We start from the raw sequence: 10,023 nt of genomic DNA on the forward strand, positions 1-10,023 counted from the left end.
CGTGAGCCGTGCGGGGGCCGGACTACTCGACGCGGCGCAGCGCGTCCGCGGGACGCAGCCGGGAGGCACGCCAGCCACCGAAGGCGCCGGCGATCAGACCGCCGGCGACGGCGAGGACGACCGCGACGACGATGGTGTTGACGCTGACAGGAGCGGTGAGTGCGACGTCGAGGGCCTGGGACGCGGTCTGCCGGGCGGCGCCGAAGCCACCACCACCACCGCCGCCCCCGAAGCCGCCACCGCCGCCGGGACCGGCCGCCGCACCGCCCGAACTCCCCACCTCCGCCTGGAGGGTGGGGCTGATCTCGGTCACGACGAACGCGCCCGCGAGGCCGAGTGCGATACCGAGCACGCCGCCGACCAGACCGTTGACGATGGCCTCACCGACCACCTGGCGGGTCACCCGGCCCGACTTCCAGCCGAGCGCCTTCAGGGTGCCGAACTCGCGCACACGCCGGGAGACGGCCGAGGAGGTGAGCAGGCCGGCGACCAGGAACGCGGCGATGAGCACCGCGATGGACAGCCACTTGCCCACGTTCGAGGCGAGGTCGGAGGCGGTCGACAGGGAACCGGAGACGGTGCTCGCGAGGTCGGCGGAGGTGGTGACCGTCGTACCCGAGATGTTCTTCTGGATGGTGCTCTTGACGCTGTCGATCTGCTGCGAGTCGGACGCCTTGACGTAGATCGTGGTGACCTTGTCCTTGGAGTCGCTGAGCGTCTGCGCCTGCTTGAGCGGGATGTACAGGTTGGCCGCCGCGTCACCGCTGTCGGGCGTCGCTATGCCGATGACCTTGTACTTGACGCTCTTGATGGTGACCGTGCCGTTGAGGGCGAGCTTCTTCTCCTTGGCGTACGCCGCGTCGACGACGACGACCTTGGCATCCGTCTCGGACGTCGTGAACGTACGGCCGCTGGTGATCTTCGAGGAGGTCAGCGGGCCGAGCTCCGGCTTGGTGACGTCGGTGCCGTAGACGGTGTACTGGTTGACGTCGAACTCGGCGCCACCACCCTCGACACGGCCCTGCGGCGCACCGGTGCCGCCCCCACGGCCGCCCGGGGCGGCCGACGCGCCCTCGTCCTGCTGGAACTGGCCCTGCTGGAACTGGCCGTTGACCTTGATGACCTGGAGGCTCAGCCCTCCGACGGAGTCCGCGACGCCCGCCTGGGAGTCGACCTTGGTGACGGTGCTGGAGGCCAGGGTCTGGAAGCCCTGGACCATCACACGGTCGCTGCTCTGCTCGGAGCCGCCGTCGTTCGCGTCGAAGTTGAAGCGCGGGCGCTGGCTGGTGTCCGTCTGGGCCGCGGCGGCCTTGGTGACCGTCATGTCCGTACCCAGTCCGTACAGCGACTGGAGGACCTTGCCCTGGGCCTTCTCCATGCCCGAGGACACGGAGCTGACCACGATGACCAGGGCGATGCCCAGGGCGAGCCCGGAGGCGACGACGAGGGCCGCCTTTCTGCGGCGGCGCAGTTCGCGCCTCAGGTAGGTGAAGAACATGGCCGAAAGCTAGGTACGGCTCGTGATGAAGGCATAAGGCCGAGATAAGAGAATGATGAGAAGGCTGTGGCGGAGCACGATTTCACCTGTGCGCCACCGAGCAAGCCTGTGCGGGAGCCCAGCACGAAGGCCCGCACCCAGGCGGGCGCGGGCCTTCGAATGAAGCGGGGCACCGGGTACTAGGCGGCCGAACCGGCCTTCCAGGCAGCCCAGTCCAGGTTCCAGCCGTTGAGGCCGTTGTCCGGGGCGATGGTCTTGTCGCCGGTGTTCTGGACGACCACCACGTCGCCGATCATCGAGTGGTTGTAGAACCAGGCGGCAGTCGTGTTCGGGTCGTTCGCGCCCTTGGTGTCCGACAGGCCCACGCAGCCGTGGCTGGTGTTGACGCTGCCGAAGACGGACTTGGCGCCCCAGTAGTTGCCGTGGATGAAGGTGCCGGAGGCCGACAGGCGGATGGCGTGCGGCACGTCCTTGATGTCGTACTCGCCCTTGCCGTCGTCGTCCGTGAAGCCCACGGTCGCGCCGTTCATGCGCGTCTCCTTGAACTTCTCGGACATCACCATGACGCCCTGGTACGTCTTGTTCTCGGGCGAACCGGCGGAGATCGGGATGGTCTTGATCGTCTTGCCGTCCTGCGTGACCTTCATGGTCTTGGTCTTGGCGTCGACGATCGAGACCTGGTTACGGCCGATCTTGAACGTGACCGTCTTCTGCTGCACACCGAACACACCGCTCGCGCCCTCGACGCCGTCGAGGTTCAGCTTGAGGGTGACGGTGGAGCCGCCGGTCCAGTAGTCCTCGGGGCGGAAGTCCAGGCGGTTGGCGCTGAACCAGTGACCGACGACCTCCTGGCCGCTGCTGGAGGAGACGGTGATCCCCTTCTGCACCTCGGGCTTGTTCGTGATCGCCTTGTCGAAGTTGATCGAGACCGGCATGCCGACACCGACGGTGGAGCCGTCCTCCGGCGTGAAGTTGCCGATGAAGCTGTTGGCCGGGGAGACCGTGGTGAACGATCCGTTCTCGTGGGCGACGCGGCCCTCGGAGTCCGTGGCCGCGGCCGTCACCTTGTACGTGGTGGAGCGCTCCAGCTGACCGGTGGGCGCCCAGCTCGCCTTGTCCGCGGATATCTCCCCGGCGACGGCGGTGCCGTCCGCGGTCTCCATGGTGACCTCCGTGAGCGTGCCCTTGCTCACGGTGACCTTGGCCGCGTTGTTGATGGAGGCGTTGTCGGAGCCGTCCTTGGGCGTGATCGTGATCGAGGCCTCGGAGGTCTTCTTGGCGGCTGCCGCGTCGGCGCTGGCCTGCGCACTGTTGCTCTGGCCGCCGTCACCGCCCGCGCTGTCGCCACTCCCGCTGCACGCAGAGAGCGTCAGTACCCCGCCGAGCAGTGCGGAGGCGACCATCAGGCCCCTGCGCCGCTTACCATCCGTCATCACACGCTTCTCCATCGTTGCCGAATACCCAAAAAACCGTGAGAGCCCCGTAAGAACTTTCAACGCTACGGCCGGTTCATCCCGTTCCACATCCGGTGGATGTGTGGGGCACACCACGTCCGAGGCGGGTGGCACGGAGGTGACCCGTGCGACTCCCACGGTCTCCTGAGACGAGAAAACCCCGGACGGCGGTTGCCGCCCGGGGTCACGATTTCCCCAAGAAGCTTCAGCCGACGCCGACTTCCCCGTCGTCCTCGGCGTCATCATCCTCGTCGAGGTCCCAATCCGGCGAATCGGGATCGTAGTCGATCGGCTCGCTGCTCCAGGAAGCCTGGGCGAGTTCGATCCCGGGCACCTCGCTGACCAGGTCGAACGGGTCGACGAGATAGGCGAGGGCCTCCGCAGTGTCTTCCGTCACTGCGTTCTCGGCGTGCGCCCGCTCGTCGGCCGGCATGGCCGTGTCCTCGGCGATCCGCCGCAGCGCGGCCTTGGCGACGGCGTCGGCGTCATCGACTTCAAGCACCAGTTCGACCCGAAGCCGGACAAACTGTGCTGTCTCAGGAGTACTCATGAGACGGAGCGTACGACCCACAGGTTCCGCGACTTTCCCACGACCCGCGCCTTTCATTAGCATCGGTCCACACGGCCAATTCGCCAGCGCCACAAGGGGATCGATATTTCGTGTCCGCCGCACGTCGATCGTTGCTGACCGCCACTGCCGCGGGGACCCTCCTGGGGGCCCTGTGGTTCGTCCCGTCCGCCAACGCGACCCAGGACGAGCCCGTCGAGCCCGTCTCGACGTCAACCAGTGCACCGGCCAGTCCGTCGGCCGGTCCGACCACCACGACCACCGTGGACGGGACCTCCACGGGGTCGGAGCCGGAGTCCCAGCTGGGCGGCGAACCGACCCGGCTGGCCGACACCGGAAGCGTCGACACGACGCCGTACGTCGTCGTCGGCACCCTCTGCCTCGGCCTCGGCGCCGGGTTCGTGACCTACTCGGTGCGCCGGGAGCGCACGGCGGCCTACTGAGCGCGGTGCTGCGGCGCCCGGACCCGACGGGGAACCCATGCGAGACCTGACCGAGCTGACCGATGTCGAGGAGCCCGCGTGGCCACTCCTCTCCGAGAAGCTCTCCACCACGAGCTCGGTGTCACTGGAAGTGCTCCCGGTGGACCCCGCGCAGGGCCGCGGAACCCTGCTCCAGTTACAGGTCACGGCCAGGTCCTGGCTGGGCGCTCTGGCGCTGAACTGCGGCGGAGTGGTGCTGGACAGCGGATGGCTGCGCATCTACGGCAGTCCGGGCGAGGAGACGCCCACGGGCCCGCCCGGCCTCGCCGAGGTCAACGACTTCCCCGCCCGCTTCGATCCGGCGTGGCGGCCGGAGGGCGGGCTTGTCGTCGGCCATGACGTCCTGGGCGGCGTCTTCGTCCTGAACGGCCCCGACCCCGAAGCCGACGGCCGCCCCGGCCGGCCCGGCGAGATGATCTACTTCGCGCCGGACTCGCTGCGCTGGGAGTCCCTCGAAGTGGGCCACGGAGCCTGGCTCAACTGGCTCCTGACCGGCGGTATGGACCAGTTCTACGACACCCTGCGCTGGCCTGGCTGGCGGGGCGAGTCCGGCGCCCTGACCGGCGTCCAGGGCCTCTCCGTCTTCCCGTTCCTCTGGTCCGCCGACGCGCGCCGCGACCTCTCGGCCACCAGCCGCCGCCCGGTCCCCCTCGCCGAAATCCTCGACCTCCACCGCAGCTCCGCCTTCAAGCTCGACTCGGTCGACCCGGGCTTCTTCGGCGAGGTACACGACTGAGGCCCGCTTCCGGCAAAAACTGAGGGGGTGTTGTGCGAGCCGGATCGGCCCGCACGACACCCCCTCAGCCGTACGCCTTCTTACTTACGCCGCGCGGCGGCCTCCGCCGCCCTCGCCGCCGCGTTCCGTGCGGCGCTGCGGGGCACGGCCACGGCCGCCCGCACGGCTCGCACCCGCGGCGCCACCGTTCTCGGTGCGACGGCCGCCGGAGCGCTGCTGGGGCTGACGGCCCTGCGACTCGGCACCGGAACCCGAACCCCCGCTCTGCGTGCGGGTACCCGTGCCCTGTGTGCGAGTACCCGTGCCCTGGGGGCGACGGGCTCCGCCGCCCACCCGGGGACGGGACTTGGGCCGCTTCGGCTGCTCGGCGACCTGGGGCACCTCGACGACCACGGGGACCCCGGAGGGCTCGCGGGCGCCGGTGATACGGGCCAGCTCCTCGTCGCCGGACTTGACGCGGGCGATGCGCGGGTTGATGCCTGCGTCGGCCATCAGACGGGTCATCTCGCGCTTCTGCTCGGGAAGCACCAGCGTGACGACGCTGCCGGACTCACCGGCACGGGCGGTACGGCCGCCGCGGTGCAGGTAGTCCTTGTGGTCGGCCGGCGGGTCGACGTTGACCACGAGGTCGAGGTCGTCGATGTGGATACCGCGGGCGGCCACGTTGGTGGCGACCAGCACGGTGACCTGACCGGTCTTGAACTGGTCCAGGGTGCGGTTGCGCTGCGGCTGGCTGCGCCCGCCGTGCAGCGCGGACGCCCGGACACCGCTGGCCAGCAACCGCTTGGTGAACCGGTCGGCGCCGCGCTTGGTGTCCACGAAGAGGATCACCCGGCCCTCACGCGCCGCGATCCGCATCGCCACGGCCTTCTTGTCGGTCTCGTCGGCGACATGCAGCACGTGGTGCTCCATGGTGGTCACCGTGCCCGCCGACGGGTCCACGGAGTGCACGACGGGGTCGGTGAGGAACATCTTGACCAGCCGGTCGATGTTCTTGTCGAGCGTCGCCGAGAAGAGCAGCCGCTGACCGCCCGGCTCGACCTGCTTGAGCAGCGCCGTGACCTGCGGCATGAAGCCCATGTCGGCCATCTGGTCGGCCTCGTCGAGGACGGTGATGGAGACCTGACCGAGCGTGCAGTCGCCCCGCTCGATGAGGTCCTTGAGCCGCCCGGGGGTGGCCACCAGCACCTCGGCGCCGCGCCGCAGCGTCCCGGACTGGCGGCCGATCGACATACCGCCGACGGCCGTCACGATACGGAGGTTCACCGCGGTCGCGTACGGCGTCAGCGCGTCGTTGACCTGCTGCGCGAGCTCACGGGTGGGGACGAGCACCAGCGCGAGCGGCGCCTTGCTCTCGGCCCGGCGGCCCGCGGTGCGCGCCAGCAGGGCGAGGCCGAAGGCGAGCGTCTTGCCGGAGCCGGTGCGGCCGCGGCCGAGCACGTCGCGCCCGGCAAGGGCGTTGGGCAGGGTGGCGCCCTGGATCGGGAAGGGCTCGGTGACACCCTGGGCCGTCAGGGTCTTGGTCAGCGCGGCCGGCATGTCCAGCGCGTCGAAGGACTCGACGGCGGGCAGCGCGGGCGTGATGCTCTCGGGCAGCGAGAACTCCTGCGGCGGCGGCGCGGTCTTGCGGGCCCCGCCCTTGTTACCGGCGCCCCGGCCCGCGTTCCTCGCGGGAGCGGAGGCAGCGCCGGTCTGGGGCTGGGTACCGCGTGCGTTCGCCGGCCTCTTACGGACGGGACGTTCGGATCGAGTCATGCTGGATCTGGATTTCCTTCCTGGGCCACACGGACAGCACACGCGCACAGCGCGAGCCGGGGCCCGCACCCGAAGTGCGGGGCCCCGGCTCTGGAAAAGCGCTTCGCCTGATTTAGGCGGGAACGATGTTCTCCGCCTGCAGGCCCTTCTGGCCCTGCGCGACGTCGAACGAGACCTTCTGGCCCTCCAGCAGCTCACGGAAGCCGGAGCTGGCGATGTTGGAGTAGTGAGCGAAGACGTCGGGGCCGCCGCCGTCCTGCTCGATGAAGCCGAAGCCCTTTTCCGCGTTGAACCACTTCACGGTGCCTGTTGCCATGTTTCTCTCCTGAATAGGTAGGGGCCCCCATCCGGAGATGCACCGGGAAAAGCCGGAGATGCCGGTAAAACAAAACGCGCCTGCGGAAGATTCCGATCAGGCGCACAAAGTAAATGGGTACCAAAAACGTATCAATGTGACAGTAGCACACCTGTGATCGCCTCCGGCCCCCGAAGGGCCCGGACGTGACGAGGACCACCGTACAGCCGACGGCGGCCCCCGCCACGCAGGACTCCGATCCGTCAGGCCAGCGGACCCGTCACCGGCTCCACCGCCGCGACCACCTGCCCGGCGCGCACGAACGCGTCCGCCGCCGCCAGGTCCGGTGCGAGGAAGCGGTCGGGACCGGGGCCCTGGACGCCGGCCGCGCGGACGGCGTCGATGACCGCCTGCGAGGCCGGGGCCGGAACAAGGCCCTCGCGGAGCTCGATGGCGCGCGTGGCGGCGTACAGCTCGATGGCGACGATGCGGGTGAGGTTGTCGACGGCGGTGCGCAGCTTGCGCGCGGCGGACCAGCCCATCGACACGTGGTCCTCCTGCATCGCGGAGGACGGGATGGAGTCCGCGGACGCCGGTACGGCGAGCCGCTTCATCTCGCTCACCAGGGCGGCCTGCGTGTACTGGGCGATCATCAGGCCCGAGTCGACGCCGGCGTCGTCCGCGAGGAACGGCGGCAGTCCGTGCGAGCGGTTCTTGTCGAGCAGCCGGTCGGTGCGCCGCTCGGCGATGGAGCCGAGGTCGGCGGCGGCGATGGCGAGGAAGTCCAGGACGTAGGCGACCGGGGCGCCGTGGAAGTTGCCGTTCGACTCCACCCGGCCGTCGGGGAGTACGACGGGGTTGTCGACGGCGGAGGCCAGCTCGCGCTCGGCGACCGTGCGGGCGTGGGCGAGGGTGTCGCGTCCGGCGCCGGCGACCTGTGGGGCGCAGCGCACGGAGTAGGCGTCCTGGACGCGCGGGGCGCCGTCCTGGTGATGCCCGGTGAGCTCCGAACCCTTCAGTACGGCCAGCATGTTGGCGGCCGCGGCGCTCTGCCCGGGGTGCGGGCGGATGGCGTGCAGCTCGGGGGCGAGGACCTTGTCGGTACCGAGCAGGGCTTCCAGCGACAGGGCGGCCGTCACGTCGGCCGACTTGTAGAGGGTCTCCAGGTCGGCGAGGGCCATGACCAGCATGCCGAGCATGCCGTCGGTGCCGTTCAGGAGGGCGAGGCCTTCCTTCTCGCGCAGTTCGACGGGGGTGATGCCGGCCTCGGCGAGCAGCTCGCCGGCGGGCCGTACGACACCGTCAGGACCCTCCGCGTCGCCCTCGCCCATGAGGGTCAGGGCGCAGTGGGACAGCGGGGCCAGGTCGCCGGAGCAGCCGAGCGAGCCGAACTCGTGGACGACCGGGGTGATACCGGCGTTCAGGATGTCGGCCATGGTCTGCGCGACCTCGGGCCGCACGCCCGTGTGCCCCGAGCAGAGGGTCTTGAGCCGCAGGAACATCAGCGCCCTGACGACCTCGCGCTCGACGCGCGGACCCATCCCGGCGGCGTGCGAGCGGACGATGTTGCGCTGCAGCTGGGCGCGGAGTTCCGGGCTGATGTGCCGGCTCGCGAGGGCGCCGAACCCGGTGGAGACGCCGTAGACGGGCTCCGGCCTGGCGGCCAGCGCGTCGACGATCTTGCGGGCCGCGGCGAGGGCCGCCACCGCCTCGCCGGAGAGCTCGATCCGGGCGCCGGCGCGCGCCACGGCGAGAACGTCGGACGCGGTCACCCCGGACGTCCCCACCACCACAGTGTGCATATCCATATTCAGGAGCGTACGCAGTGAATTCTATGATGTCACTAGTGGGTGCCGGGTTGACCCCTTACTTGGATGTACGTCACTGGGGGCGTCCAGAGCTGCACGCTCAAGGGCGCCCCCGGAAGCGGCGCCGCTCCCCCGTCCCTTCCTTCGACGGGGCGTCGGCGAGGCGTACGACCGGGTCGTCGGGGCCTTCGCGCCCGGCGACCACGGGTTTCGCCGCCCGTACGGCCTTCGCGCGGTACTGGGCGGCGTCGGCCAGCCGGAACAGTCGCCGGGCCGAGCGCACCGGCCCGATCGGGTCCTGGGTCGAGGCGACCCCGCAGGCCACACCCTCGCCGAGCTCCAACTCGGCGGCGCGGCGGCAGAGTTCGTCGGCGACGCGGACCACCTCGTCGGCGGCCGGGCCTACCGCGAGCAGACAGAACTCGTCACCGCCGAGCCGGGCCGTGAGGGTGCCCGGGAGCATCGCGCCGCACAGGGAGAGCACGGACCCGAACCGTTCGAGGAGCCGGTCGCCGACCGCGTGCCCGCGGGTGTCGTTGACCCGCTTGAGCCCGTTGAGATCACAGACGACGAGGCTGACCACGACCGACTCGTCCTCCTTGTGACGGTCGACGGCCTCGTCGAGCCGTACGTCGACGGCGCGGCGGTTGGCGAGACCGGTGAGGGCGTCCGTGAACGCCAGCCGCCTGGCCTCCTCCAGCCGCTCGGTCTGCGCGATCCCGGCCGCGACGACCGAGGCCAGTACGGTCGCGAAGTCGGCGTCGGCCCGGTCGAAGACCGGGGCTCCCGCCGGGCGGGCCACATACAGCTCGCCCCAGGCGCGGCCGTGCAGCACGATCGGGGCGACGACGCAGCAGCCGCGGCCTCGGCGGCGCAGGGCGGCGACGCGCTGATGGCAGTAACCGGCGTGGCCCCCGGCCGGGCCCTCCGCGGTCTCGACCCAGGCGTCGGGCTCGCCGCCGCCGGCCCATCGCTCGTGCAGGAACTCGGTGATCTCCGGGAACTGGTGCACCGGGTAGGCCTCCTCGTCCGGGAACTCCTCCTCGCCCTCCACCCGCTCCCCCACGTTCACCAGGACCCGCAGCCGGCCGAGCTCCCGCTCCCACACCGAGAGTGCCGCGAAGCTCCCCGAGAGCGCGTGACAGACCCCGACGGCCGCCGCCCGCCAGGACTCGCTCGGGGTGTGCGCCGCCGCCATTCCCTGCGCCAGCTCCACCACGGCCCTCAGCCGTCTGTCCTCACCCATCACTCCAGGCTAGGTAAAATCACATCATTTAGGGACATTGATGCGGCGAACAGGGGTTCTGAGGGGGGTGGCCCCGCAGTGGTTTTTTCGCCCCCTCCGCCCCTGCCCGTCCCTTGTTCCTGGGGGCTGCCGCCCCCAGACCCCCGCATCGGCCTGAACGGCCTCGTCCTCAAACGCCGGA

9 protein-coding genes are annotated in these 10,023 nt (G+C 70.3%); 2 read left to right on the top strand and 7 right to left on the bottom strand.

Annotated features, from left to right (window positions below):
* Positions 1 to 22: 22 nt before the first annotated feature.
* The 3 genes from ACIPC1_RS09325 to ACIPC1_RS09335 form a co-directional block, all read right to left on the bottom strand.
* Positions 23 to 1,498, bottom strand: coding sequence for an ABC transporter permease (locus tag ACIPC1_RS09325; protein WP_402514782.1), 1,476 nt, complete (start codon positions 1,496 to 1,498; stop codon positions 23 to 25).
* A 179-nt stretch (positions 1,499 to 1,677) separates the two neighbouring features.
* On the bottom strand, positions 1,678 to 2,946 hold the full coding sequence (locus ACIPC1_RS09330; protein ID WP_402514784.1) for an Ig-like domain-containing protein: 1,269 nt from the start codon (positions 2,944 to 2,946) through the stop codon (positions 1,678 to 1,680).
* 211 nt (positions 2,947 to 3,157) lie between these two features.
* Positions 3,158 to 3,502 (bottom strand): hypothetical protein, encoded by a 345-nt coding sequence (locus ACIPC1_RS09335; protein ID WP_402514786.1) that lies wholly within the window; start codon positions 3,500 to 3,502, stop codon positions 3,158 to 3,160.
* 110 nt (positions 3,503 to 3,612) lie between these two features.
* Between ACIPC1_RS09335 and ACIPC1_RS09340 the strand changes: the two genes are divergently transcribed.
* Positions 3,613 to 3,963: a hypothetical protein gene (locus ACIPC1_RS09340; RefSeq protein ID WP_402514789.1), complete on the top strand. Its 351-nt coding sequence runs from the start codon at positions 3,613 to 3,615 to the stop codon at positions 3,961 to 3,963.
* Between the two features lie 37 nt (positions 3,964 to 4,000).
* Entirely contained in the window at positions 4,001 to 4,738 is a 738-nt protein-coding gene (locus tag ACIPC1_RS09345; RefSeq protein WP_402514791.1) for a DUF2625 domain-containing protein, read from the top strand.
* Positions 4,739 to 4,822: 84 nt separating this feature from the next.
* Here the strand turns inward: ACIPC1_RS09345 and ACIPC1_RS09350 are convergent, their stop codons facing one another.
* The 4 genes from ACIPC1_RS09350 to ACIPC1_RS09365 form a co-directional block, all read right to left on the bottom strand.
* On the bottom strand, positions 4,823 to 6,493 hold the full coding sequence (locus ACIPC1_RS09350; protein WP_402514794.1) for a DEAD/DEAH box helicase: 1,671 nt from the start codon (positions 6,491 to 6,493) through the stop codon (positions 4,823 to 4,825).
* A gap of 112 nt (positions 6,494 to 6,605) precedes the next feature.
* A complete protein-coding gene (locus ACIPC1_RS09355; RefSeq protein WP_266455269.1) occupies positions 6,606 to 6,809 on the bottom strand; it encodes a cold-shock protein in 204 nt (67 codons plus the stop codon).
* 242 nt (positions 6,810 to 7,051) lie between these two features.
* Complete coding sequence (gene hutH / locus ACIPC1_RS09360) at positions 7,052 to 8,590, bottom strand: histidine ammonia-lyase (RefSeq protein ID WP_402514893.1); 1,539 nt, start codon at positions 8,588 to 8,590, stop codon at positions 7,052 to 7,054.
* 106 nt (positions 8,591 to 8,696) lie between these two features.
* Entirely contained in the window at positions 8,697 to 9,842 is a 1,146-nt protein-coding gene (locus tag ACIPC1_RS09365) for a diguanylate cyclase domain-containing protein (RefSeq protein WP_402514797.1), read from the bottom strand.
* Positions 9,843 to 10,023 lie beyond the last annotated feature (181 nt).

This window comes from Streptomyces sp. NPDC087263, from assembly GCF_044744645.1.
Taxonomy (GTDB): domain Bacteria; phylum Actinomycetota; class Actinomycetes; order Streptomycetales; family Streptomycetaceae; genus Streptomyces.